This is a genomic window from Lysobacter rhizosphaerae, assembly GCF_054779795.1.
This window is the reverse complement of sequence record NZ_BAAGXO010000003.1, coordinates 220,257-244,550: the sequence shown is the minus strand read 5'-3', so window position 1 is coordinate 244,550 and position 24,294 is coordinate 220,257. Positions and strand designations below refer to the sequence as shown.

General features: G+C 66.5%; 21 protein-coding genes. 3 read left to right on the top strand and 18 right to left on the bottom strand.

The window, feature by feature from the left end; all coding sequences use genetic code 11:
• The first annotated feature begins 35 nt into the window (after positions 1–35).
• The 3 genes from ACYVGE_RS06065 (at position 36) to ACYVGE_RS06055 (ending at position 7,103) form a co-directional block, all read left to right on the top strand.
• On the top strand, positions 36–5,078 hold the full coding sequence (locus ACYVGE_RS06065; RefSeq protein WP_460728023.1) for an NAD-glutamate dehydrogenase: 5,043 nt from the start codon (positions 36–38) through the stop codon (positions 5,076–5,078).
• 194 nt (positions 5,079–5,272) lie between these two features.
• A complete protein-coding gene (locus ACYVGE_RS06060; protein ID WP_460728021.1) occupies positions 5,273–6,046 on the top strand; it encodes an NAD kinase in 774 nt (257 codons plus the stop codon).
• A 148-nt stretch (positions 6,047–6,194) separates the two neighbouring features.
• Positions 6,195–7,103 carry a 5'-nucleotidase gene (locus ACYVGE_RS06055; RefSeq protein WP_460728019.1) on the top strand — a complete coding sequence of 303 codons (909 nt, stop codon included), beginning with the start codon at positions 6,195–6,197 and terminating at the stop codon, positions 7,101–7,103.
• A gap of 52 nt (positions 7,104–7,155) precedes the next feature.
• On the opposite strand, the gene ACYVGE_RS06050 is transcribed toward ACYVGE_RS06055, so the two are convergent.
• From ACYVGE_RS06050 to asnS, 18 genes are all read right to left on the bottom strand, one after another.
• Positions 7,156–9,270, bottom strand: a complete 2,115-nt coding sequence (locus ACYVGE_RS06050; RefSeq protein WP_460728017.1) for an amylo-alpha-1,6-glucosidase — start codon at positions 9,268–9,270, stop codon at positions 7,156–7,158.
• Positions 9,271–9,272: 2 nt separating this feature from the next.
• Positions 9,273–10,328, bottom strand: a complete 1,056-nt coding sequence (locus ACYVGE_RS06045) for a glycosyltransferase family 4 protein (protein ID WP_460728015.1) — start codon at positions 10,326–10,328, stop codon at positions 9,273–9,275.
• 209 nt (positions 10,329–10,537) lie between these two features.
• Positions 10,538–11,107 (bottom strand): DUF2939 domain-containing protein, encoded by a 570-nt coding sequence (locus ACYVGE_RS06040; RefSeq protein WP_460728013.1) that lies wholly within the window; start codon positions 11,105–11,107, stop codon positions 10,538–10,540.
• A 64-nt stretch (positions 11,108–11,171) separates the two neighbouring features.
• Complete coding sequence (locus ACYVGE_RS06035; RefSeq protein ID WP_460728011.1) at positions 11,172–11,858, bottom strand: DUF2461 domain-containing protein; 687 nt, start codon at positions 11,856–11,858, stop codon at positions 11,172–11,174.
• 33 nt (positions 11,859–11,891) lie between these two features.
• The gene (sbcB, locus tag ACYVGE_RS06030; RefSeq protein WP_460728009.1) at positions 11,892–13,334 is read right to left on the bottom strand and encodes an exodeoxyribonuclease I; all 1,443 of its coding nucleotides are present in this window, start codon (positions 13,332–13,334) and stop codon (positions 11,892–11,894) included.
• Between the two features lie 76 nt (positions 13,335–13,410).
• The gene (locus ACYVGE_RS06025) at positions 13,411–14,769 is read right to left on the bottom strand and encodes an FAD-dependent oxidoreductase (protein ID WP_460728007.1); all 1,359 of its coding nucleotides are present in this window, start codon (positions 14,767–14,769) and stop codon (positions 13,411–13,413) included.
• Complete coding sequence (kynU, locus tag ACYVGE_RS06020) at positions 14,762–16,048, bottom strand: kynureninase (RefSeq protein WP_460728005.1); 1,287 nt, start codon at positions 16,046–16,048, stop codon at positions 14,762–14,764. The genes ACYVGE_RS06025 and kynU overlap by 8 nt, the downstream gene beginning before the upstream one ends.
• A 53-nt stretch (positions 16,049–16,101) precedes the next feature.
• The gene (locus ACYVGE_RS06015; RefSeq protein ID WP_310052814.1) at positions 16,102–17,121 is read right to left on the bottom strand and encodes an amidohydrolase family protein; all 1,020 of its coding nucleotides are present in this window, start codon (positions 17,119–17,121) and stop codon (positions 16,102–16,104) included.
• Between the two features lie 113 nt (positions 17,122–17,234).
• Entirely contained in the window at positions 17,235–17,765 is a 531-nt protein-coding gene (locus ACYVGE_RS06010; RefSeq protein WP_457097555.1) for a 3-hydroxyanthranilate 3,4-dioxygenase, read from the bottom strand.
• Between the two features lie 4 nt (positions 17,766–17,769).
• Positions 17,770–18,210 (bottom strand): RidA family protein, encoded by a 441-nt coding sequence (locus ACYVGE_RS06005; protein WP_460728002.1) that lies wholly within the window; start codon positions 18,208–18,210, stop codon positions 17,770–17,772.
• Positions 18,207–18,872, bottom strand: a complete 666-nt coding sequence (gene can, locus ACYVGE_RS06000) for a carbonate dehydratase (RefSeq protein WP_460728000.1) — start codon at positions 18,870–18,872, stop codon at positions 18,207–18,209. Before can ends, ACYVGE_RS06005 begins: the two co-directional genes overlap by 4 nt.
• The gene (locus ACYVGE_RS05995) at positions 18,869–20,320 is read right to left on the bottom strand and encodes an aldehyde dehydrogenase (RefSeq protein ID WP_460727998.1); all 1,452 of its coding nucleotides are present in this window, start codon (positions 20,318–20,320) and stop codon (positions 18,869–18,871) included. The genes can and ACYVGE_RS05995 overlap by 4 nt, the downstream gene beginning before the upstream one ends.
• A 41-nt stretch (positions 20,321–20,361) precedes the next feature.
• A complete protein-coding gene (locus ACYVGE_RS05990; protein WP_310052806.1) occupies positions 20,362–20,658 on the bottom strand; it encodes a PilZ domain-containing protein in 297 nt (98 codons plus the stop codon).
• 11 nt (positions 20,659–20,669) lie between these two features.
• On the bottom strand, positions 20,670–21,458 hold the full coding sequence (locus ACYVGE_RS05985; protein WP_460727995.1) for an SDR family oxidoreductase: 789 nt from the start codon (positions 21,456–21,458) through the stop codon (positions 20,670–20,672).
• 4 nt (positions 21,459–21,462) lie between these two features.
• Complete coding sequence (locus tag ACYVGE_RS05980) at positions 21,463–22,089, bottom strand: FMN-binding negative transcriptional regulator (RefSeq protein WP_460727993.1); 627 nt, start codon at positions 22,087–22,089, stop codon at positions 21,463–21,465.
• 2 nt (positions 22,090–22,091) lie between these two features.
• On the bottom strand, positions 22,092–22,409 hold the full coding sequence (locus tag ACYVGE_RS05975; RefSeq protein WP_460727991.1) for a hypothetical protein: 318 nt from the start codon (positions 22,407–22,409) through the stop codon (positions 22,092–22,094).
• Positions 22,406–22,714, bottom strand: a complete 309-nt coding sequence (locus ACYVGE_RS05970) for a hypothetical protein (protein WP_460727989.1) — start codon at positions 22,712–22,714, stop codon at positions 22,406–22,408. The genes ACYVGE_RS05975 and ACYVGE_RS05970 overlap by 4 nt, the downstream gene beginning before the upstream one ends.
• Positions 22,715–22,854: 140 nt before the next feature.
• A complete protein-coding gene (gene asnS, locus ACYVGE_RS05965) occupies positions 22,855–24,255 on the bottom strand; it encodes an asparagine--tRNA ligase (RefSeq protein WP_460727987.1) in 1,401 nt (466 codons plus the stop codon).
• Between the last annotated feature and the right edge of the window lie 39 nt (positions 24,256–24,294).

Below are 24,294 nucleotides of genomic sequence, written 5' to 3'. Positions count from 1 at the left end.
TAAACCCCCATCACGGACTGGACTCCCACGTTGCCATGAGCACCGCACCCAAAGCTCCTCGCAAAGCAGCCAAGACTGCCGCCACCGCCAACCTCAAGAGCGTCGCCGGCAAGACCACCACCGCCACCAAGGCCGCGCCCGCCAACGGCAGCCAGGCCGTTTCGCTCGAGCCCATCCTCGCCGCCATGCGCAAGCGCCTGCCCAAGGCGCGCCACGGCGAAGGCGAGGCGTTCATCAATTCGTTCTATCGCCGCATGAGCGAGGACGAGTTGCCGCAGCACAGCGCCGATGGCTGGGCCGCGCTGGCGGTCGACTTCCTCGACTTCGCCCGTGCACGCAAGCCGGGCACGGCGCTGGTGCGCCTGTTCAACTCGACGATCAAGAGCCACGGTTGGGAGTCCGCCCATACCGTGCTGCAGATCGCCAACGACGACATGCCGTTCCTCGTCGACACCGTGACCATGGCGCTGGCCGAGCAGGGCATCGGCGTGCACGTGCTGGGCCATCCGGTGGTGACCTTCCAGCGCGACAAGGGCGGCAAGCTCGTGGCGGTCGGCAATGGCACGCCGGAATCGCTGATGCACCTGGAGATCGACCGCCAGTCGGTCGACCAGATGCCGAAGATCAAGCAGGCGGTCGAAGCCGCCCTGGCGGACGTGCGCGCGATCGTGCGCGACTGGAGCCAGATGCGCGACTGCATGCTGCAGGTCGCGGGCGAACTGGGCTCACGCAAGTTTCCCGTCGATCCCGCGGAGCGCCACGAGTCGGAGGAGTTCCTGCGCTGGGCCGCCGACAACCATTTCACTTTCCTCGGCTATCGCGAATACGAAGTGGTGAAGCAGGACGGCGACGAAGTCCTGCGCGCCGTCGACGGCACCGGCCTGGGCCTGATGCGTGGACACGATGCGGGCAAGCCGCGTTCGGTGAAATCGCTTCCTGCGCACAGCGTCAACAAGGCTGGCGCGGATACCCTGATCCTGACCAAGACCAATGCGCGCTCGACCGTGCATCGTCCCGGCTACATGGATTACATCGGCGTGCTCGACTTCGACGCCAAGGGCAAGGCGGTGCGCGAGAAGCGCTTCGTCGGCCTCTATACCTCGAGCGCCTACAACCGCCGTCCGTGGGACATCCCGCTGGTGCGACAGCGCCACGATCTCGTGATGCAGGAATCGGGCCTCGCGCCGAACAGCCACAGCGGCAAGGCGCTGCGCCACATCCTGGAGACCCTGCCGCGCGACGAACTGTTCCAATCCACCGGACCCGAGCTGCTGCGCACCGCCACCGGCATCCTCGGCCTGCAGGAACGCGTGCGCAGCAAGCTGTTCCTGCGCCGCGACCGCTATGGCCGCTTCTTCTCGGGCCTCGTGTACATCCCGCGCGACCGCTTCAACACCGACGTGCGCCGTCGAATCGAGGCGCTGCTCAAGCAGATGCTGCACGGCGAGTTCGTCGATACCAACGTCCAGCTCAGCGAATCGCCGCTGGCGCAGTTGCACCTCGTCATCCGTCCGAAGGCGGGCGAGGTGGTGGAGGTCGACAACTCCGCGATAGAAATTGCGCTCGCCGCGATCATCCGCAACTGGCAGGACGACCTGCGCGAGAAGCTGGTCGCCACTCACGGCGAAGAGCAGGGCCTCGCTTTCGCCAACCGCTATGGCCGCGCGTTGCCGGCGGGTTATATCGAGGAGGTCGGTGCCGAAGCCGCCGCCCAGGACATCGCCAACCTCGCCGCGCTGACCGGTCCGGACGACCTGCGCCTGAACCTGCGCCGCACGCACAAGGGCGTGGGTGGCCTGCGATTCAAGTTCTATCGCCAGGGCGACGACATCCCGTTGTCGGATGCGCTGCCGATGATGGAGAACATGGGACTGCGGGTGATTTCCGAGCACCCGTACCGGCTCAATGTCTTTGGCCAGGTGTTCTACATCCAGGATTTCGAAGTCGAGACCACCGGTGCGGAGCTCGACCTCTCCAACCTCGACGTGAACTTCGAGGACGCCTTCGCCCAGATCTGGCGCGGCAATGCCGAGAATGACGGCTTCAACCGCCTGATCCTGGGCGCCAGCCTGTCGTGGCGCCAGGTCGCAATGCTGCGTGGCTACTGCAAGTACCTGCTGCAGGTCGGCGTGCCGTTCTCGCAGAGCTACGTCGAAGCCACCTTCGCGCGCTATCCGATCCTTGCACGCCTGCTGGTCGAGCTATTCGAGGCGAAGTTCGATCCCAGCACCGGCAACGAGAGCAAGGCCGAGATCAAGTCCGGCATGGAGCGCTTCGGCCAGCAGCTCGCCGCGCTCGCGGGCACCGATGCGGCCATGCTGGCAGCGGTGCACCCCGTCGTGGAAGCCCGCGCCGGCAAGCGTGACGCGCAGCTCGAAGCCACGCGCGACGCGTTCAGGGGCCTGCTGGATCGCGTGTCCAGCCTCGACGAGGACCGCATCTTCCGCAGCTTCCTCGGCGTCATCGATGCCACGCTGCGCACCAGCTATTACATCCAGTACAAGAACGGCGTGCGCGCCGATGGTGGCCCGGCCGACTACGTCAGCTTCAAGTTCGATTCCAGCAAGGTGCCGGACCTGCCCAAGCCGCGCCCGTACCGCGAGATCTTCGTCTACGGCCCGCGCGTGGAAGGCGTGCACCTGCGCTTCGGCCCGGTCGCGCGTGGCGGCCTGCGCTGGTCGGACCGCCGCGAGGACTTCCGCACGGAAGTGCTGGGCCTGGTGAAGGCGCAGATGGTGAAGAACACCGTCATCGTGCCGGTGGGCTCGAAGGGCGGCTTCTACTGCAAGCAGTCCCCCAACCCGGCCGTCGACCGCGACGCCTGGTTCAACGAGGGCGTGGCCTGCTACAAGCGCTTCATCAACGGCCTGCTCGACATTACCGACAACATCACGCCGGACGGCAAGATCGTGTATCCGGCCAATGTCGTGCGCCATGACGGGGACGATCCGTACCTCGTCGTTGCCGCGGACAAGGGCACGGCGACGTTCTCCGACATCGCCAACGGCATCGCGGCGGCGCACAAGTTCTGGCTGGACGATGCGTTCGCCTCGGGCGGTTCGGTCGGCTACGACCACAAGGGCATGGGCATCACCGCACGCGGTGGCTGGGAGTCGGTCAAGGGGCATTTCCGCGCGATGGGCCGCGACTGCCAGAAGGAAGACTTCACGGTCGTCGGCGTCGGCGACATGTCGGGCGACGTGTTCGGCAACGGCATGCTGCTGTCGAAGCACATCCGACTGCTGGCCGCGTTCGACCACCGCCACATCTTCCTCGACCCGAATCCGGACGCCGCGATCTCGTTCAAGGAACGCGACCGCATGTTCAAGCTGCCGCGTTCGTCGTGGGACGACTACGACAAGAAGCTGATCAGCAAGGGCGGCGGCGTGTACCCGCGCTCGGCCAAGTCGATCCCGGTATCGGCGGAAATCCGCGCGGCGCTGGGCATCGAGAGTGCCAATGGAGGCGGCGCCGTGACGGCGCTGAGCCCCAACGAGCTGATGAACGCCATCCTCAAGGCGCCGGTCGACCTGCTGTGGAACGGCGGCATCGGCACCTACGTCAAGGCGACCAGCGAAACCAGCCAGCAGGTCGGCGACCGCGCCAACAATGCCCTGCGCGTGGACGGCCGCGAGCTGCGCTGCAAGGTAGTGGGCGAGGGCGGCAACCTGGGCCTGACCCAGCTCGGCCGCGTCGAGGCCGCGCAGCATGGCGTGCGGCTCAACACCGACTTCATCGACAACTCCGCCGGCGTGGACACCTCGGACCACGAGGTCAACATCAAGATCCTGCTCAACGGCGAGGTGCAGAAGAAGAAGCTCACCTTCGACGCACGCAACAAGCTGCTTGCCTCGATGACGGACGAAGTCGCCCACCTCGTGCTCGCCGACAACTACCGTCAGAACCAGGCGATCAGCCTGATGGAGCGGATGAGCGTGGCGCGCATGGGTTCCAAGCGCCACTTCATCAGCACGCTGGAATCGCAGGGGCTGCTCGATCGCCAGATCGAATACCTGCCCAGCGATGCCGAACTGGTCGAACGCAAGTCGCGCGGCCAGGGCCTCACGCGTCCGGAACTGGCGATCCTGCTGTCGTACTCGAAGATCGTGCTGTTCCAGCAACTGGTCGAGTCCGACGTGCCGGAAGATCCGTACCTGTCGAAGGAGCTGGTGCGCTACTTCCCGCAGCCGCTGCAGGACAAGTACGCCAAGGCGATGGAAGGCCACCGCCTGAAGCGCGAAATCATCGCCACCGCGGTGACCAACTCGATGGTCAATCGCATGGGCGCGACGTTCACCCTGCGCATGACCGAGGACAGCGGCCGCACGCCGGGCGAAGTGGCCAAGGCGTTCTCGATCACCCGCGAAGCGCTGGATGCACGGAGTCTGTGGAAGCAGATCGACGCGCTCGATGGCAAGGTGCACGAGTCCGTGCAGATCGATGCGTTGCAGGTCATCTGGAACCTGCAGCGCTCGTTCACGCGCTGGCTGCTGTCGCGTCCGGGCGCAATTCCGGACATCGCCACGGCGGTGAGCCGCTACCACGATGGCTACAAGGACATCCGCGCCGGCGAGAACATCCTCGGCCCGGGGCAGCGCCCGGGTTACGAGGCCGCGATCCGCGACTGGAAGGCCAAGGGCCTGCCTGCGGACCTGGGTGGCCAGCTGGCCGCACTGCCGTACCTCGAGCCGTCGTGCGACATCATCGAACTGGCGCGCGAGCGCAAGATGAAGGTGGTCGAAGTCGCCAAGGTCCACTTCCGCCTTGGCGAGGCGCTCAACCTGCCGTGGCTGGTGTCGCAGATCGAGGACCTCGCCGTCGACGGCCGCTGGCACGCCGTGGCGCGTGGCGTGCTGCGCGAGGAGCTGGCGACACAGCAGCGTGCGCTGGTGCAGCAGGCCCTGGCGATGCCGGGTTCCACGCCGGATGCCAAGGTGCGCGCCTGGCTGGACCGCGACGATGCCTCGCTGCGCTTCACGCTGTCGATGCTCAACGAGCTGGCGGCGCAGAAGTCGCTCGACTATCCGACGGCCTCGGTGGCGGTGCAGCGCCTGTCGCAACTGGCGTCACGAGGGTGAGCAAACGCGCTTAGCCGATGCCCTATCGGCATCGGCTGCGTTTGCGAACGCCCGGCCATGGATGGCCGGGCAGGGCGATCCGAAGCCCGGTCTGTCTCGCCATGGATGGCATCGGCATCGTTGACGCGACGCTGACACATGCTTCCCTCGCCACCTCCCCGCGGTATCCTCCGCCCATCGCAACGGAGCCGCCGATGACCGCGACGCCACGTCTCGCTTTCCTCGCCAGTCCAGCCGAAGAGGCGCAACGCGCGCTCGCGCAGATGACCGCACGCTACGGCGAGCACGCGCCCGAGGATGCCGACGTACTGGTGGCTCTCGGTGGCGACGGCTTCATGCTGCAGACATTGCATCGCCACGCCGGGCTGTCGAAGCCGGTATACGGGATGAAGCTGGGCACGGTCGGTTTCATGATGAACCACCAGCGCAGCGAGGATCTGATCGGGCGCATCCACGCCGCCGAACCCGCCGTGTTGCGGCCCTTGGAAATGGTGGCCCAGACCGAGTCCGGGGCGACCGTCGGCTCGCTGGCCTACAACGAAGTCTCGTTGCTGCGGCAGACCCGCCAGGCCGCGCACCTGTCGATCGATCTCAACGGCCAGACCCGCCTGGATGAACTGATCTGCGATGGCGTGCTGGTTGCCACGCCCGCGGGCAGCACCGCCTACAACTTCTCCGCGCACGGCCCGATCCTGCCGCTGGGCGCGAACGTGATCGCGCTGACGCCGATCGCCGCCTTCCGCCCGCGCCGCTGGCGGGGCGCCGTGCTCAAGGCGGATACCGAGGTGCGCTTCCGCGTGCTCGACCCGTTCAAGCGCCCGGTCAGCGCTACGGCCGATTCGCATGAAGTCCGCGACGTCGTCGAAGTCACCATCCGCGAGTCCCGCGATCGCACGGTCACGCTGCTGTTCGATCCCGAGCACAACCTCGAGGAACGGATCCTCGCCGAGCAGTTCACCAGCGGGTGAGCTTGGGCTGGCGGGCCGGTCTTGCCATAGTTCCAAGGCCAGCGGCGCCACCGCCGACCGCGGACGCGGCCCTGATCCTGATGGCGGTTTGGTTGCAGTCGCGGGTCAGTCGCAACCCGCGCGACCGGGATCAGGGCAGAATAGGCGCATGCCCGACCGTGACGCCGATCCGCTGATTGTCGCGATCTCCTCGCGCACCCTGTTCGACATGGAGGACAGCCATGCGCTCTTCGAGCGCGAGGGCATTGCCGCCTATGCCGACTTCCAGCGTGCGCACGAGGACGACATCCTCGAGCCGGGCATCGCCTTCCCGCTGGTGCGCAAGCTGCTGGCACTGAACGAGGGCGCGCCGCCCGAGGCGCCGCGCGTCGAGGTGATCCTGATCTCGCGCAATTCCGCCGATACCGGGCTGCGCATCTTCAACTCGATCGCGCACCACGGCCTGGCGATCAAGCGCGCCGCCTTCAGCAATGGCGCCGCACCGTATCCCTATATCCGTCCGTTCGGAGCGGACCTGTTCCTGTCCACGCATGCGCAGGATGTGCGCAGTGCGCTGGCGGCAGGGATCGCGGCGGCCACGCTGCTGCCGGCGAAAGCTCCACTGCAACGCCATGACCAGTTGCGTATCGCCTTCGACGGCGATGCGGTGATCTTCGACGACGAGGGCGAGCGTGTGTCGCGCGAGGGCGGGCTCGCGGCCTTCACCGCGCACGAGCGTGCCCATGCCGGCGAGCCGCTGTCGGGCGGGCCGTTCCGCGGCTTCCTCGATGCCTTGCATCGGTTGCAGGCGGCGTTTCCCGCGGGCCAGGCCGCGCCGATCCGCACCGCCCTGGTGACGGCACGATCGGTACCGGCCCACGAGCGCGTCATCCGCACGCTGCGCGAGTGGGGAATCCGCCTGGACGAGGCGCTATTTCTCGGCGGCCGCTCGAAGGGGCCGTTCCTGGAGGCGTTCGGTGCCGACATCTTCTTCGACGACTCCGAGCACAACATCGTGTCCGCACGCGACCACGTCGCCGCCGGCCACGTGCCGCATGGCGTAGCGAACAAGCCGTGAAGCGCCGGCGCCGCAGCCGCAGCGTCACCCTCCGACGAATCGCACCGCCGCATCACCCTCCGACGAATCGCAGCGGCACCGCCGCCGCATCACGTCCTTCCAGGTGCACGCTGACGCGCTCCCCCTGGCGTTGGAACACCACATCCACGCGCCGGTTGTCCACGGCAACACGCCGCACTGCCACGTAGTCGATTCCCGTTGGCAACATCGGGCGCTCGACCCGGATCTCCCCGCGCCAGCCATCGATCTCCAGGCCGAGGCAGGCCTGCAGCAGCATGAAGGCCGAGCCCGCGGCCCATGCCTGCGGCAGGCAGGCCACCGGGTAGGCGACGGGGGTGGAACCCTGCGCGCGTGGAAAACCACAGAACAGTTCCGGCAGGCGCAGGTCGAAGTGCACCGCGGCTTCGAACATTCCCCGCAGCAGCCGCACGGCCGCGGCGCGATCGCCATAGCGCGCGATGCCAGCGGCACACAGCGCGGTGTCGTGCGGCCAGACCGAGCCGTTGTGGTACGACATCGGGTTGTATCGCGCTTCGCCCGACGCGAGCGTGCGCAGTCCCCAACCGGTGTGGAATGCGGGCGTCAGCAGGTTTGCCGCGACCGATGCCGCGCGCTCGGGTTCCGGCAGGCCGGCGAACAGCAGATGGCCGGGATTGCTCGCACGCACGCGGCAAAGCTCGCCCTCGCCATCGACGGCGATGCCGTAGAAGCCGAACTCGCTCATCCAGAAACGGTTCTCCACCGCTTCGCGAATGCGCTCTGCGCGCTCCTGCCAGTGCATGGCGACATCGACGTCGTTGCGGCGTTTCGCCAGGATCGCCATCGCGCGGAACGCGGCATAGGCGTAGCCCTGGACTTCGACCAGCGCGATAGGACCCGGTGGAAAGCGGCCATCGGCATGGAAGACGGAATCCTCGCTGTCTTTCCAGCCCTGGTTGGAGAGCCCGGTGTCCGAGCCACGCGCGTAGTCGAGGAACCCGTCGCGGTTGGCATCGCACACCCGTTCTATCCATTCCGTTGCCGCGCGCAGCGCAGGCCACAGGCGTTCGATGAAAGCCAGGTCGCCCGTGCGTTCCGCGAACGCGCCGGCAAGCGTGACGAACAGTGGTGTCGTATCGACGCCTCCGTAATAGCGGCCGAATGGCAGCTCGCGCGTCGCCGCCATTTCGCCCTTGCGCGTCTCGTGCATGATCTTGCCGGGGGCCGCATCGAGGAACGCCGATTCTTCCTGGGCCTGGTGGTGCGCGAGGAAGGCGAGCACACCGCGTGCGATGCCGGGATCGAGCCATAGCGTCTGCAGTGCCGTGATCACCGCATCGCGGCCGAAGGGCGTCGAGAACCAGGGGATGCCCGCGTAGGGATACGGACCTGTTTCAAGTTCGCTGGTCAACAAGGCCAGGTCGGCGCGCGACTTGTCCATCCAGGCATCGAAGAGCGGTCCGCCGCTGTGGACCTGGCTGCCGCGGCGCTGGCGGGTGCGCATGGCCACGCGCGCGTGCACCGCTCCGTTACGGAAGTGCTTGGACGACGGGGGTGCAGCCGCGGCAATGCCGCATTCGAGATGCACCTCCTCGCGAGCGCCGGGTCCGAGCTCCAGCAGGAACTCCGCCATCTCCTCGGACAACAGCGAAGGTTGCCTCGAGAACGACAGCACCGATGACCGCCAGGCCTGGTCCAATCCCTGGTAGCGGAAGAGCACGGCGTCGGGGGTAGGTTCGACCGCGCACAGCTCCCCGCGCGCCGCACGCACGCTTCCGCGCACTTCGAACATGTCGCGGAAATCGGCAGCGAACCAGAGCCGCAGTGGCAGCCGGACGACGTCCTGGCCATAGTTCACGCAGGCGATGCGTTCGTACAGGCGGTCGCCGCGCAGGAAGCGTTCCCGCTGCAGGTGGATCACACCCTGCGCCGCGGGACTGCCGCCGAGCGGTGGCAGGGGGCGGTTCGTGAGATGGGCCACGAACATGACGTTGTCGCGGCTCACCGTGGCGCTCAACAGCGCGGGCTGCGACTCGCCCAGGCGCAGGCTGAAGCGCGAGAGCAGCCGCGTGTCGTTGTGGAAGAAGCCATCGCTGCCGCCCTCGATATCGCCGGCCGCGTTCGCCACGATGAAGCAGTCGCCGTCCTTCAGGACGTACGAGAGAGCGCTGCTCGCAATGGGTTCCATGCTCAGGCCGTGCGCACGCGCTCGGCATCGCCGCTGTGGAGCAGCTGGCGATAGAGCGACACGTAGTTGTTCGCCATGACCTCGGCGGAGAAACGGCGCTCGAATACGTGGCGGATTCGCCGCCTGTCAAACCCGGCGACATCGGCGACGGCCGCAACGGCGGCATCTTCGGTGTCGACGATGCGGCCGGTGACACCGTCCTCGATCACTTCAGGCACGGCACCACAGGGCCACGCGACCACCGGCGTCCCACAGGCCATGGCTTCGATCATCACCAGCCCGAACGGCTCGGGCCAATCGATCGGGAACAGCAATGCCAGCGCGTTGCCGAGGAAGGCGCCCTTGTCGGCGTCATTGATTTCACCGATGTATTCGATCAATGGATCATCGAGCAGCGGCCGGATCTCATTGGCGAAGTAGTTGCGGTCGGCAGGGTCGACCTTGGCAGCCAATTTCAACGGAATGCCAACGCGCTTGGCAATCGCGATCGCGCGGTCCGGGCGTTTCTCCGGTGATATTCGACCGAGGAATGCCAGGTATCCTTCGGGCCTTGCCGAGAACGGCAGCAGCGACGCCGGTATGCCGTGTTGCACCGTGCCGAGCCAGCGCGCGAAGCGCAGCGGCCTGCGCTGGTGGTCGGAGATGGATACCAGCGGAAACATGGGCCAGCACCAGTACGCGTTGGGCAGGTCCTTGAGGTCGAGGCGGCCGTGCAAGGTGGTGACGGTGCGATCGGCCATGTCCTCGAACATCGGGAAATGGATCAGGTCGACGTGGAAGTGCAGCACGTCGAAGCAGTGCGCACGGCGACGCACTTCGTGCAGCATCGCCAGGTGCGCCGCGAGATCGGATTTCAATGGCGCCGGATCGAGCCGGATCGCCTGGTCGCGAACGGGTACCAGCGTTGCACGTGTTTCCGCTTCCGCGCTCGCGAACAACGTGACGTCGTGGCCGAGATCCGAAAGCGCATCCGAAAGATAGGCGACGATGCGTTCGGTGCCACCGTACAGCCTTGGCGGAACAGCCTCATACAGGGGGGCAATCTGGGCGATCTTCATGGGGGAGCTACAGGGTCAATGCAGACCCGATCGTGCCTCCTGCGACGTGGATGCAGTGTGTCGACGGCAGAAGATGAATATGCATTCCGCGCGTGCGAAGCAGCGCACGGACTTGGCAGTGTCGAGCATGGATGCGCCTGATGGCGCCCCCCGGAGAGCGATGGCCGTCGCCGGAAAATGCACCAGCGACGATTACGGGGATGTAAAAATCAGCTGCCGTCCGTCGGCGTTGCCTCGATGGCCAAGGGAAGTATGACCTCTGTTACTCTCCAGGAGAACCCGCGTCGCGCGAGCACGAACACCACGGGAGCGCCGTCGGCATTTTTCACCGTGGCGGTGAAGCGGGAAGGCGATTCGAACGCGTAGCGTGCGCCTTCCAGCGGATCGCGTGGTGCGGTGCTCGCATGGGAGTCCGCGTCCCTGCGCTGGCCGCTCAACCGGTAGTACCAGAAGTTGCGGCCTTCCATGACTGCGGCGAGGCCCGCAGGTGTCGCCAGCGCATCGACGATGCCGTCCGTTGCGCCACTCGCCAACTGCAATGCCACGGCGCCGAACAGGTTGGCCTGCATGTCCGGTCCGGCCCGGCGCACGACGTAATCGTCGACCTGCTGCCTGAGGCTGGCGCGCAGTGCGGGGAAATCCACGTATTGCGACAGCTTGGCGGCGTTCTGTTCCTGTATCGCGCCGCGGATGGCGTGGATGGTGAGGAAGGGGCCTGCGGCGATCCAGCCCGCGATGGCCAGGAAGATGACGACGACCAGGATCAGCCACTTCTTCATGCGCGGACTCCACGGTGCATGCATCCAGCATACCGCGCCAGTAAAGCGGGGATGTGCCGCAGGGTCAGAATTCCAGGTCGAGCGCGGCGCAGAGGTAATCGACGAAGGGTGCGAGGCCGGCCAGGTCGGTTTCGATCGTCTTGCGCAGGCGCGGCCCGGTCATGGTGGCGTCGTCGATGGCGCGGAACGCGGCGAAATTTTTCCGGCGCAGATCGTCGGCGAACTCGAAGTCCTGTGGGAAGCCGCGCGGCATGCGCGTCAGCATCTCGTCGTCATCGAGGTCGAACCGCCGGCGGAAGCTGGCGCCGTGCGCGGCTGCCTTCCAACTGCCCGGGTTGTCGATGATGAAATGCCGGATACGGCGCAGTGTTTCCGGCTGTGGATGCCACACGCCAGCGGCGACGAAGCAGTTTCCCGGCTGCAAGTGCAGGTAGAACGCAGGCGCCTCCACCTGCTTGTTGCGCGCGTGGAACAGGCGCGCGCCCTGCCAGTTCTTGTATGGCGTCTTGTCGTTGGCAAAACGCGTGTCGCGGTGGATGCGGAACAGCGAGCCGCCGTTGCCCTTGGGCTCGGAACGGTAATGCTCGCTGACCTGTGCCAGTGCGGGTTGCAGGTCGGTGAGCAGGCTCAGGAACGGCCCGCGCACGTGGGCCTCGTAGTCCGCCTTGTGCGCCAGGAACCATGCACGCTCATTGTTGCGGGCAAGGCCGCGCAGGAACTTGAAGCTGGCGTCGGAGAAGTAGGTGGCCATGGAAGGATTTTACGGAACGCCGGCGGCCAGCTGTCAGGCGAGGCTTGCCTCGATCTCCAGACCCCAGGTGTCCAGCTGGTCCAGCAGCACCTGCTTGGCGCCGTCGCCGGCGTTTGCCGTCCGCAACGCCGTGATTTCGGCGCGGAAGGATTCGAAGCTGTATTCGGACAAGCCGCCTTCATCACGCAGGCGCCGGCGGCGGTAGTCGTTCCATTGCGCCCGTTCATCCGTCGACAGCGTGTCCGGCCAGTTGCGGGCGCGATAGCGGAACAGGAGCTCCGGGAGGCGCGCATCGCGGAAACCGAACGCCTTCATGCCCAGTGCCTGGGGCGGGGTCGCGCGTACTTCGGTGAACGCACGCTTGTCGCCGTCGCCCATGAAGCCGTCATAGAGCGAGGCATCGACATCGGAGGGGATGCGGTCGCGCTCCCTGGAAAATACCTGGCGGACTTTCTCGGCCAGCGCAGGACCCGCCGAGCGCAGCATCGCAGTGCGCTGGGCGACTTCGGCGCTATCGATCCGCAGGCGCACGAAGTCGGCAGGGCGCAGGTGGTCCCATGCGACGAGCGCCGGGCAGCGGTTGAGATGGATTTCCTTGAGCGCGATGCGTGCCTCGCCTTCGGGCAGGTCGGCCGCGGGTGTGTACAGACGATCGGCGATTTCCTGCGGCGACAGACGGAGCAGGGCCGACGGGTCCTGTGCCAGGTCGAACACGATCACCCGGTTGTCGATGCGCGGATGCCGGGCCAGCGGCGCGACCGGTGCGGCGCACAGGCGGCTGGCGGGGAAGCGCTGTGAGACATGCAGCACGGGCGTCATCGAGGCAACATCGATCAGGCTCGCGGCGAAACGCTTGTCGCGCAGTTTCAGCGCGTATTCCCACAGTCGGGGTTGCGCCTGCTTGAACCTGCGTGCGAGCCCGATCAGCGCGCGCACATCCGACAACGCTTCGTGGGCGTCGCCCAGGCGAACGCCGTTGGCTTCCGCCAGGTGCTCGAGCTTGAAGGAGGTCGTGCCGTCCTCGCGCTGCGGCCAGACCAGGCCCTCGGGTCGCAGTGCGTGGGCCAGGCGCAGCACGTCCAGCAGGTCCCAGCGGCAATTGCCGCTCCGCCATTCGCGCTCGTAAGCGTCGTAGAAATTGCGGAACAGGCCGTGGCGCACGAATTCGTCGTCGAAGCGCAACGAGTTGTAGCCCAGGGTGCAGGTCTCGGGGCGCGCCATTTCATCGAAGATCAGGGCGAATGCCTGCGCTTCGTTCATTCCCTCGCGCAGTGCCGCCTGTGGCGCGATACCCGTGATCAGCGTGGCGACCGGCGAAGGCAGCAGGTCGTCCGCGGGCCTGACGAAGATGTTGACCGGCTCTTCTGTTTCGTTGAGGTCGGCATCGGTGCGGATCGCCGCGAACTGCGCGATGCGGCTGGTACGCGGGTCCGCGCCGAAGGTCTCGAGGTCGTAGAACAGGAAGCTGGCAGGCATGGGCGACGCTATAGCGCGGGCCGGTCTCAGGAGCTGAGAACGGCGCGACAGGAAGAGGGGCGGCTAACCGTGGAAGTCAGGCTTCCACCGGCAAGGGCTTCAGGCGCTCGCGGACGACGGCATCGACCGCGTCCCAGTCCAGCGTGTCCAGCGACGCATGGCCCCGCGTCAGCTCCACCAGCAGCTCGCGCTGCAGCTGCCCGCGCTCGAACGCCACGGCGTACGGCAGGCGACGGAATGTCACCATCGCGTAGCGCGGCACGAAACGGTCGGGGTGGCGTTCGGCCAGGCTCCGCTCGAGCGCGCGTTGCAGCAGGTAATCCTCGTCGTCGACGCGGTCGCGCATCTCCAGGTAGTTCTCCAGCGCCATCTGCTGGATTGCGCGCGCGTTCGGCAGGCGCTCCTCCTGGAAGGCGGCGAACGCCGCGGCGCGATCCGCATTGCGCTCCAGGTGGTTCGCCAGCGCCACGCAGTCCTCGAAAGCGCAGTTCATGCCCTGGCCATGGAACGGCACCATGGCGTGCGCGGCATCCCCGAGCAGCACGGCGCGATCGTCGATCCGCCAGTTGTCCAGGTACAGCGTAGCCAGCAGGCCGGCGGGGTTCTGTTCGAAGTCGCGTTGCAGATTCGGAATCAGCGGTACCGCGTCGGCGAAGTCGCGTTCGAACAGCGACTGCGCATCCGTGCCATTCCTTACCGTCGCGAAGCTGGGATCGCCTTCGTTCGGCAGGAACAGGGTGACGGTGAAGGTGTGTTCGTCGTTCGGCAATGCGATGCACATGTAACGGCCGCGCGGCCAGATATGCAGGGCGTTGGGCTCGATGCTGAAACCGCCTTCGGGCGACGGCGGGATTTCCAGTTCCTTGTACGAATGGCCGAGGAATTCGGTGCGCTCACCCAGGTCGGCCACGTTCATCATCGCGGCGCGCAGGGCAGACCCGGCGCCGTCGGCGCCGACCAGCGAATCGAAGGCCGTTTCGTGCAGGCTGCCGTCGCGGTCGTCCCTGAAGCGTGCGGTGCGGCTGTCGAAGTCGACGCCTGCCAGTCCGCGCTGGAAGTGCAGCGTGGCCCCGGCGTCCTCGGCGAGGTCGAGCAGGATCAGGTTGAGCTCGCCGCGATGCACCGACCAGATGACTTCGCTGTCGTCCTTGCCGTAGCGCTGCAGGTCGGTGCGGCCATCGAGGAAATGCACCATGCGGCCGCGCATCATCACCGCCTGCGCCATCACTTCGTCATCGCCACCGGCCATGCGCAGTGCATGGCGGCCGCGTTCGGCCAGGGCCAGGTTGATCGAACGGCCGCCGCCATAGCCCTGCACGCGCGGATCGGCGCGCTTTTCGTAGACATCCACCTTCCAGCCGCGCTGCGCGAGCAGGGTGGCCAGCAGCGCGCCGGCGAGGCCGGCGCCGACGATCGTGATGCGACGCTCAGCCATGACGCCAGTTCTCCACGGCCTGCGCGAAGCGAAGCACGTCGTTGTGGGTGTTGTAGAGCGGGGCGGGGGAGATGCGGATCACGTCGGGTTCGCGCCAGTCGCCCAGCACGCCGTTGGTTTGCAGGTATTCGAACAGGGCGCGGCCAGCGTTTCTACCCGTCATGCCCCGGCCACCGATGACGCGCAGCGAAAGCTGGCAGCCGCGCTGCAGCGGGTCCGCCGGCGTGACGATCTGCAGCGTATCGCCCAGGCGCGCGTTGATCAGTGTTTCGAGGTAGCCGGTCAAGCGCCGCGAACGCTCGCACAATGCCTGCATGCCGACCCGGTCATACAGTTCAAGCGACGCGCGCAACGGTGCCAGTCCGAGGATCGGCGGATTGCTGAGCTGCCAGCCATCCGCACCCGCAGTCGGGACGAACTGTGGCCCCATGCGGAAACGCGTGCTGACGTCGTGGCCCCACCAGCCGGCGAAGCGCGGCTTGTCGGTACTGGCATGGCGCGCGTGCACGAAACAGCCGCCCACGGCACCCGGACCGGAGTTCATGTACTTGTAGTGGCACCACACGGCGAAGTCGGCATCGCTGGCATGCAGCTCGAGCTGCAGGTTGCCGACGCCATGGGCCAGGTCGAAGCCGCACATCGTGCCCTGCGCATGCGCGAGGCGCGAGATTTCCTTCAGGTCGAACGCCTGCCCGGTGCGGTACTGCACGCCCGGCCACAGCACCAGCGCGAGGCGATGGCCGTGCTCGGCGATGGCGCGCGCGATCGCGGCCATCGAGATGGTGCCGTTGGGTTCGTCGGCTTCCAGTTCGATCAGGTCGGTCTCGGGATTGAAGCCGTGGAACAGCACCTGCGATGCGACGGCGTGGCGATCGGAGGGGAACGCCCCGGCTTCGATCAGGATGGCCGGGCGCTCGCGCGTCGGGCGGTAGAAACTGACCATCATCAGGTGCAGGTTCACCGTCAGCGTGTTCATCGCCACGACTTCCGACGGCAGGGCGCCGACGACGCGCGCCAGCGGCTCGCGCACCAGTTCGTGGTACGGCATCCACTGCGCGTTGCCGGTGAAGTGGCCCTCGACGGCTTCCATCGCCCACTTGTCCAGCACTTCCTCGACGTGGGCACGCGCGCCGCGCGGCTGCAGGCCGAGGGAGTTGCCGCAGAAGTAGGCCTGGTCGTGGCCTTCGTGTTTCGGGATCAGGAACTCGTCGCGCAGGCCGCGCAGCGGATCGGCGGCGTCGAGTGCGTCGGCGTGGGCAAGGGAATACAAGTCGGTCATCAGGGGCTCGTGCGTGTCCGCACTGGTTCGTTCGAAGCGAAGCGACGCTTCATTCAGGGCGTGACGTCGAAGCGGGCCTTGGACAGGCCCAGCCATTCCAGCGCCGTGCCGTGGTAGAGGCGTGCCTGCTCGGCCTGGCCCAGTTGCAGGGCTTCGATGCCCGCGCCCGGCGTCTGCTCGCCAAGCGGGAACGGGTAATCGGTGCCCAGCATGACCCGCGAAACGTCGCAGGTATCGAGCAGGTAGCGCAGCGCGCGGGGATCGGCGACCCAGGAATCGAAGTAGAAACGCTCGAGGTACTCGCGCGGATTGCGCGGGTTGTCGGTCGCGACCAGGTCGGGGCGCATGTTGAATCCGTGCTCGATCCGGCCAATGGTGTACGGGAAGCTGCCGCCGCCATGCGCCAGGCAGATCTTGAGCTTCGGCAGGCGCTCCATCACTCCGCCGAACACCAGGCAGCACGCCGCGCGCGACTGCTCAGCCGGCATGCCCACCAGCCAGGGCAGCCAGTATTTCGGCATGGACGGCGTGCCCATCATGTCCCATGGGTGTACGAGGATCGCGGCGCCCAGTTCGCTCGCCGCCTCGAAGAACTCGAACAGCTCCGGCGCGTCCAGGTTCCAGTCGTTGATGTGCGAACCGATCTGGACGCCCTGCAGGCCGAGCTGGTCCATGCAGCGTTCCAGCTCCTGCACGGCCAGTCGCGGCGACTGCAGCGGCACCGTGCCAATGCCTGCGTAGTGGCGCGGGTAACTGCGGCAGGTGTCGGCCATGTGTTCGTTGAGGGACTGGTGCAGTTCGAGCGCGTGCTGCGGCTTCGCCCAGTAGCTGAACATCACCGGCACCGTGCTGATCACCTGCACCTGCACCCCGAAACGGGCGTAGTCGTCGATGCGCTCCTGCGCGTCCCAGGTCTTGGACCAGATCTCGCGGAAGAACTTGCCGTCCTTGTAGATGCGATGGCGGCCGTCGTCGGTGTGGTGGATGACCGGAAAACGGTCGTCGCCGTACTTGCGCGCGAGGTCGGGCCAGTCGCGCGGCAGGTAGTGGGCGTGGGTGTCGATCTTCAGCATCTGCTTTCTACTCAGACCCAAACGCAATTACTTGGGTTGTTTGCCATTGTCGACCGCGGGCGCGGCTTAAGCCTAATCGGTGTTTTGTTGCTGCCGTGGGCCGGTGCGCGGCATCAGGTATCCGCCATTACGTATTTCGACGGCGCCGGATTCAGGTGTCCGCAGCTGCGGCAGGTCCGGTGTTCGCGCGAGGAGTAGAAATGGTCGAATACCGCGGGGAAATCGGTTTCGATGTTCTTCAGCGGGAAGAACTCTTCGTACAGCTTTTCGTTGCACTGCTCGCAGAACCACTGCAGTCCATCCAGCTCGTGCGGCAGGCGCTTGCGTTCGATGACCAGTCCGATCGAGTCCGGCATGCGCTGCGGCGAATGGGGAACGCGCGGCGGCAGGAGGAAAGTTTCGCCTGCCTTGATCGGGATGTCGCGCACGGCACCATCTTCCTGGATGCGCAGCACCATCTCGCCTTCGAGCTGGTAGAACCATTCCGGGCCTTCGTCCCAGTGGTAGTCGGTGCGCTGGTTCGGACCGCCCACCACCATCACGATGAAGTCGCCGTCGTAGATGCACTTGTTGCCGACCGGCGGCTTGAGCAGGTGGCGGTGTTCCTCGATCCAGGCTTGCAGGTTCAACGGGGCGGGCAGCATGGGCTTAATCCTGGCTGTTGTCGGCACGAACCACGGCGGTGCACTTCAGTTCGATCGCGATCGGCGTCGGCAGCGCGGTGATGCCCAGCGTCGTGCGGCAGGGCGCGGTGTCGATGTCGGGGAAATGCGCGGCCCACACCGTGTTGTAGGCCTTGAAGTCGCGTGCCATGTCGGTGAGATAGACGGTCACGTCGACCAGGTCCTCCCAGCGGGCACCACTGGCTTCGAGCACAGCGCGTACGTTGGCGAACACGGCTTGGGTCTGTGCCGTGATGTCGTAGCTGCGCACGCGGCCGTCGGCAAAATATTCATTGCCGGGAATCGCATTCGTGGCCGGATCGCGCGGGCCGATGCCGGACAGGAATAGCAGGTCGCCCACACGGCGCGCGTGCGGGTAGGTGCCGACGGGCTTGGGCGCTGCGCTGGCCCGGATGACATCGCTCATTCGTCTTCTCCGCGCTTTCCGCTCAGCCGTTTCAGCGCGGTGTCGTACGCGCCGGCGAGTTCCTCCGGCGCGGATACGTCCATGCCCATGTTGCGCACGCGGCCGTCGAGCAGGCTGTACACCCAGCCGTGCACGGACAACGTCTGCCCGCGCGCCCAGGCATCCTGCACGATCGTGGACTGGCAGACGTTGACTACCTGCTCGATCGCGTTCAGTTCGCACAGGCGGGCATGCTTCATCGAATCGGTTTCGACTTCGTCCAGCAGGACCATGTGTTTCTGCGCGACATCACCCACGTGCCGCAGCCAGTTGTCGGCGAGCCCGACGCGCCTGCCGGTCAGGCTGGCATGCACGCCGCTGCAGCCGTAGTGGCCGACCACGAGGATGTGCTCGACCTTGAGCAGGTCGACGGCGAACTGGATCACCGACAGGCAGTTGAGGTCGGCGTGCACCACGACATTGGCGATGTTGCGGTGGACGAACACCTCGCCCGGCGCCAGCCCGAGGATCTGGTTGGCGGGTACGCGGGAATCAGAGCAGCCGATCCACAGGTACTTCGGCGCCTGCTGCTGCGAAAGGCGCTTGAAGAACGCGGGATCTTCGCGGCGCACGCTGTCGGCCCACTCGCGGTTGTTGCGCAGCAGTTCATCGAGTGTCGTCATCGCCGCGAGGCTCCGGTGGTTGCGGGCGCAAGGGCAATGCCCACGTTCTTGGGTTCGGTGAAGAAACGCATGGCTTCCATGCCGCCTTCGCGACCGAGTCCGGAAGCGCCGGTGCCACCGAAGGGTGTGCGCAGGTCGCGCATCAGCCAGGTGTTGATCCACACCATGCCGATGCGCAGCTGCGCGGCGACGCCATGGGCGCGACCCAGGTCACGCGTCCAAACCGAGGCCGCAAGGCCGTAATCGCCGGCATTGGCCAGCTGTACGGCTTCGTCGTCGTTGTCGAAGGGCTGCAATGTCACGACCGGGCCAAAGATTTCCTCGCGGTTGCTGGCGCAATCCGGGCCCAGGTTCTCGATCACTGTTGGTGCCACGAACCAGCCCGGGCGATCCAGCGCGCTGCCACCGCAAAGCACATGGCCGCCTTCGTCGCGCGCGCGTGCCAGGGCGGCGATGACCTTGTCGAAATGGGCCTGCGACACCAGTGGCCCGAGGTTGTTGTCCTCGTCGATCGGGTCGCCGACACGCAGGGACACGGCGCGTTCGACCAGCGCATCGCGGAATTCGTTGTAGATGCGGCGCTCGACCAGCATGCGCGAGCCGCACAGGCAGATCTGGCCGCTGTTCTGGAAGGCGGAACGCACGATCGTGTCGAGCTGCGCGCGCCAGTCGCTGTCGGCGAACACCAGGGTCGGGTTCTTGCCGCCGAGCTCCAGCGATACCTTCTTGAGCAACGGCGCAGCCATCGTGGCGATGCGCTTGCCGACGGCAGTGCTGCCGGTGAAGGAGATCGCCTTCACGCCGGGATGCGTCACCAGGGGTTCGCCCACTTCCGGCCCCAGCCCGTGCACGATGTTGAGCACGCCTGCCGGAAATCCGATCTCGGCCGCCAGTTCGCCCAGCATCGTCGCTGTCACCGGCGTGACTTCTGACGGTTTGGCGACCACGCTGTTACCCGCGGCCAACGCCGGCGCGATCTTCCAGGTGAACAGGTATAGCGGCAGGTTCCAGGGAGAGATCGTGGCGACGACGCCCAATGGCGAACGCAGCGTGTAGTTCAGCCCGGCCTGGCCATGGTGCGACTCGCTGGCGAACTGCGTGGCGGCGTGGGCAAAAAAACGGAGGTTGGAGATGGCGCGGGGGATTTCGACTTCGCGCGCCAGGCGGATCGGCTTGCCGCCATCGCGCGATTCGGCGTGGGCAAAATCCTCCAGCCTGGCTTCAAGCGCGTCGGCGAGCTTTTCCAGCCAGCGCGCGCGGTCCGTGGTGGGCAATGCCGACCACGCAGGAAACGCGGCCTGCGCCGCGCCGATCGCGGTTTCCACGTCGCCGGCGGTGCCGCGGGCGACTTCCGCAAAGGGTTTCGCCGTGGCCGGATCGAATACTTCCAGCCAGCGGCCATCGGCCGCTTCGTGCGATTTACCGCCAATCCAGTGAGTCAGACGCATCCGCCAAGCTTAACCGGCCGGGCGTATCGACGGCACCCCACTCAACGCGGGGGGATGGCCTGGGGTTCGTGGTATTCGATGCCGATTCGCACGCCATCGATGCGGGCCACGCGGGCGGGGACGATCACCGCGCTGGTTTCCGTGTCCTGGTAGAAGAACAGGCGGACGACTTCGTCCTCCCGCAGTTCGCAGCCGTCCGGGCGGAAAACGCCGCAGCCGCCCTCGGACAGATCCAGCAGTTGCGCGAACCAGGCCGACTCGCCGCGCACGATCATCACGCGTGAGGCGTAGGGCACGCGGTCGCCGTCACGGCGTTCGCTCGGGGCTATGGCGTTCATGGGAGGTCCGGTCAGAGCGAGCGGGTACGTCCGCCATCGACCGGCAGGTTGACGCCGGTGATGTAGGACGCCGAAGGCGAACACAGGAAGGCGATGGCCGCCGCGGTTTCCTCGGGCCTGGCGAAGCGGCCCATGGGGATCTCCGCGGCCATCTTCGCGTAGACCGCGTCGCGGTCCTGGCTGGTCTTGGCCATCGTGGATTCGATGATCTGCTCGATGCGCGGCGTTTCGGTCGAACCCGGCAGCACATTGTTGACGGTGATGCCCTTTGCCGCGACTTCCGTGGCGAGGGTCTTGGCCCAGCTCGCCACGGCCCAGCGCGTGGTGTTGGAGACGCCCAGGCCGCGCAGGGGTTCTTTCACGGACGTGGAGATGACGTTGACGATGCGGCCGTAGCCGTCGCGTTCCATGCCGGGGAGTACGGACTCGGCGAGCACGTGGTTGGCGAGCAGATGTTGGCGATAGGCCGCTTCGAAGGCGGCGATTTCCGCGCCGCGGACGGTGCCCGGCGGCGGGCCACCGCTGTTGTTGACGAGGATGTGCACGGGCTTGCCGGCGCACAGCGCTTCGACCTGTGCGCGCAGGCGCTCGAGATCGGCGGTATCGGCGGTGATCCAGCCATGGGCCTGCGATGCGCGCGGACGCGGCAACTGCGCGGCGACCTGCTCCAGTACGTCGGCGCGACGAGCGAGCAGGGTGACGTCGGCACCGAGTTCGGCCAGGGCCTTCGCCGTGGCCAGGCCGATGCCCTGGCTGGCGCCGCAGACGAGTGCGTGCTTGCCGTTGAGGTTGAGATCCATGGCTTCAGGTTTCCAGTGGGGTGCGGGCGCGCATCAGCGCGGCGATGTCGCGGCTGTCGTCGCGTTGCTGCGTTTCGAGCTGTTCGGCAACCGCGAGGCGGTTGGCGACCGGGTGGTTCTGGTTGAGCTTGAACTTCAGCGAAGCGGTGTCGACGTGGAAGCGGAAGCCGATGATGCCCCGCAGCTGACTGCGGTGGTCGTCGCGTTCGTACTCGAAGCGCCAGTCGCGGCCGACCCGGGCCTCGTGCTGGTGGCTGAGATCGTCGACCAGCGCGGCCAGCGAGGCCTCGTCGTCGAAGGTCTCCAACGTTCCGGTCAGGTGCGCGACGGCGTAGTTCCAGGTCGGTACGCGCGCCTCCTCTTCCTTGTCGGGATACCACGACGGCGATACGTAAGCGTGCGGGCCATGCACCACCATGGTGGCGGGACCGGCGTGCCGCGCCTGCGGATTCGGACGTGCCCAGTGGCCGCGCAGCCGGACCGAGTCGCCATCGCGGTGATAAAGCACCGGCAAGTGGTTCACCGTGGGCACGCCATCGCGCACGGTAATCAGGGTGATGAAGTTGTCGCGTTCGATCAGCGCATCGAGTGCCGCCAGATCGGTTTCGACGAAGGAGGCGGGCCGGTACATGCTCAGTGGCGCGATGGCAGCTTCTGGATCATCAGGGCGCGCAGCGCGTCGTCATCGTCGGACTGGGGCGGGACCAGTTCGCCGAGCGCGAAGCCACGCTCGCCCGCATCGTCCTCGTCGAGCCCATCGAGAGCAACGAATTCGGCATCCATCAGCGACGCGCGCGCGGTGTCCTCGCTGTCGTAGGGCAGGGTGGCGCCATCGCTGTCGAAGACTTCCGCCGTGCCGGCTTCCAGCACGCGCAGGCGCGCCCAGATCACGGTGCGGCCGAGCGTGGCCAGCCACCATTCGTCGCGTGCGCCTTCGGGAATGCTGCTCATGCGGAAACCACCGTCGACAGGGCCCACAGCAGGCCGGCCAGGATCAGGGCGATGATGATCGTCAGCAGCGAAATGCGTGCTGGCGAGGCGAGCCCGGTGAGGTTGCGATCGTTGGCTTCCCGGTAACCGCCGCGCAGCAGCCAGCCCAGTGCGGTGGGATTGAGGAAGGCGCCGGTACCGAGTTTGGCGCCGATCGACGGATGCCGGTCGCGGATATGCACCAGCGACAGCGGCCAGAAGATCACGAACGCACACGCGCCGGCGATGGCGGTGGCGACGAAGAGCAGGGCAAAGAACAGGATCATGTCTTACTCGTCATCCCGGCGTACGCCGGGATCCAGCTTTTTCGTGAGGCGAGTTGGATGGAAGGCAGCGGCAACGACTGGATCCCGGCGTGCGCCGGGATGACGAAGCCGAACGGCGTTGCTGTTCCGCGCATCGCTCGTCAGAACTCCGCACTGCCCGGCGCGCGCGGATACGGAATCGCATCGCGGATATTGCTCAGGCCGCAGACGTAGACCACCAGTCGCTCGAAGCCGAGGCCGAAGCCCGCGTGCGGCACCGTGCCGTAGCGGCGGAAATCGCGGTACCAGCCGTAATGGGCGGCATCCAGGCCGAACTGCGCCATGCGTGCATCGAGCAGGTCCAGGCGTTCCTCGCGCTGCGAACCGCCAATGATCTCGCCGATGCCAGGCGCCAGCACGTCCATCGCGGCGACGGTACGGCCGTCGTCATTGAGGCGCATGTAGAAGGCCTTGATGTGCTCGGGGTAGTTCATCACCACCACGGGGCGGCCGACATGTTCCTCGGTGAGCCAGCGTTCGTGCTCGGTCTGCAGGTCCAGGCCCCATTCCACCGGGAATTCGAACTTCTTGCCCGACTTCTGCAGCAGCGAGATCGCATCGGTGTAGTCGATGCGCTCGAACGGTGCGTTGATGAAGGCCTCCAGGCGCGTGATCGCGTCGGGCTGGACGCGTTCGGCAATGAAGGTGAGGTCGTCCATGCGCTCGTCGAGCACGGCGCGGAACAGGTATTTCAGGAACGCTTCGGCGAGGTTCGCGTTCTCGGTGAGGTCGGCGAAGGCGATTTCCGGTTCGATCATCCAGAACTCGGCCAGGTGGCGCGAGGTGTTGCTGTTCTCGGCGCGGAAGGTCGGGCCGAACGTGTACACCTTGCTCAGCGCGAGGCAGTAGCCCTCGACATTGAGCTGGCCGGACACCGACAGGAAGGTTTCCTTGCCGAAGAAGTCGCGGCCGAAGTCGACGTTGCCCTTGCCGTCGCGCGGCAGGTTGGCCACGTCCAGCGTGGAGACGCGGAACATCTGGCCGGCGCCTTCGGCATCCGACGTCGTGATGATCGGGGTCGAAATCCAGTAGAAGCCCTGCTCGTGGAAGAAGCGGTGCACGGCCTTGGCCAGGCAGTCGCGGATGCGCGTGACCGCACCGAACAGGTTGGTGCGCGGGCGCAGGTGGGCGACTTCGCGCAGGAATTCCAGCGAGTGGGCCTTGGGCTGGATGGGATAGGTCTCGGGGTCCTCGACCCAGCCGACGACTTCGAGCTTCGAAGCCTGGATCTCGAAAGCCTGGCCCTGGCCCTGCGACTGCACCAGCGTGCCGGTGGCAACGACGGCGCAACCGGCGGTGAGGTGCTTCACCTCGGATTCGTAGTTGGCCAGGGTGCTGGGCGCCACGACCTGGATCGGCGCGAAGCAGGAGCCGTCGCTGACATTGACGAAGCTCAGCCCGGCCTTGGAATCGCGTCGGGTACGTACCCAGCCGCGGACCGTGACTTCGCCGCCGGCAGGCAGCTTGCCTGCGAGCGCATGTTCGACGCTGACCACCGTCATGCCTTGAATCCTGGCCGCCGCGGGCCGATATGGGGAAAG

Excerpts from the sequence above, each read along its gene's own strand:
- ACYVGE_RS06050 (WP_460728017.1), bottom strand. The coding sequence starts at position 9,270 with ATGGAACCCATTGCGAGCAGCGCTCTCTCGTACGTCCTGAAGGACGGC.
- ACYVGE_RS05985 (WP_460727995.1), bottom strand. The coding sequence starts at position 21,458 with ATGGATCTCAACCTCAACGGCAAGCACGCACTCGTCTGCGGCGCCAGC.
- ACYVGE_RS05990 (WP_310052806.1), bottom strand. The coding sequence starts at position 20,658 with ATGAACGCCATAGCCCCGAGCGAACGCCGTGACGGCGACCGCGTGCCC.
- ACYVGE_RS06065 (WP_460728023.1), top strand. The coding sequence starts at position 36 with ATGAGCACCGCACCCAAAGCTCCTCGCAAAGCAGCCAAGACTGCCGCC.
- kynU (WP_460728005.1), bottom strand. The coding sequence starts at position 16,048 with ATGACCGACTTGTATTCCCTTGCCCACGCCGACGCACTCGACGCCGCC.
- ACYVGE_RS06025 (WP_460728007.1), bottom strand. The coding sequence starts at position 14,769 with ATGGCTGAGCGTCGCATCACGATCGTCGGCGCCGGCCTCGCCGGCGCG.
- ACYVGE_RS06015 (WP_310052814.1), bottom strand. The coding sequence starts at position 17,121 with ATGCTGAAGATCGACACCCACGCCCACTACCTGCCGCGCGACTGGCCC.
- ACYVGE_RS06055 (WP_460728019.1), top strand. The coding sequence starts at position 6,195 with ATGCCCGACCGTGACGCCGATCCGCTGATTGTCGCGATCTCCTCGCGC.
- can (WP_460728000.1), bottom strand. The coding sequence starts at position 18,872 with ATGACGACACTCGATGAACTGCTGCGCAACAACCGCGAGTGGGCCGAC.
- ACYVGE_RS06045 (WP_460728015.1), bottom strand. The coding sequence starts at position 10,328 with ATGAAGATCGCCCAGATTGCCCCCCTGTATGAGGCTGTTCCGCCAAGG.
- ACYVGE_RS05970 (WP_460727989.1), bottom strand. The coding sequence starts at position 22,714 with ATGATCCTGTTCTTTGCCCTGCTCTTCGTCGCCACCGCCATCGCCGGC.
- ACYVGE_RS06060 (WP_460728021.1), top strand. The coding sequence starts at position 5,273 with ATGACCGCGACGCCACGTCTCGCTTTCCTCGCCAGTCCAGCCGAAGAG.
- ACYVGE_RS06035 (WP_460728011.1), bottom strand. The coding sequence starts at position 11,858 with ATGGCCACCTACTTCTCCGACGCCAGCTTCAAGTTCCTGCGCGGCCTT.
- ACYVGE_RS06010 (WP_457097555.1), bottom strand. The coding sequence starts at position 17,765 with ATGCTGCCCGCCCCGTTGAACCTGCAAGCCTGGATCGAGGAACACCGC.
- ACYVGE_RS05980 (WP_460727993.1), bottom strand. The coding sequence starts at position 22,089 with ATGTACCGGCCCGCCTCCTTCGTCGAAACCGATCTGGCGGCACTCGAT.
- ACYVGE_RS06040 (WP_460728013.1), bottom strand. The coding sequence starts at position 11,107 with ATGAAGAAGTGGCTGATCCTGGTCGTCGTCATCTTCCTGGCCATCGCG.
- ACYVGE_RS05975 (WP_460727991.1), bottom strand. The coding sequence starts at position 22,409 with ATGAGCAGCATTCCCGAAGGCGCACGCGACGAATGGTGGCTGGCCACG.
- sbcB (WP_460728009.1), bottom strand. The coding sequence starts at position 13,334 with ATGCCTGCCAGCTTCCTGTTCTACGACCTCGAGACCTTCGGCGCGGAC.
- ACYVGE_RS05995 (WP_460727998.1), bottom strand. The coding sequence starts at position 20,320 with ATGCGTCTGACTCACTGGATTGGCGGTAAATCGCACGAAGCGGCCGAT.
- ACYVGE_RS06005 (WP_460728002.1), bottom strand. The coding sequence starts at position 18,210 with ATGAGCGATGTCATCCGGGCCAGCGCAGCGCCCAAGCCCGTCGGCACC.
- asnS (WP_460727987.1), bottom strand. The coding sequence starts at position 24,255 with ATGACGGTGGTCAGCGTCGAACATGCGCTCGCAGGCAAGCTGCCTGCC.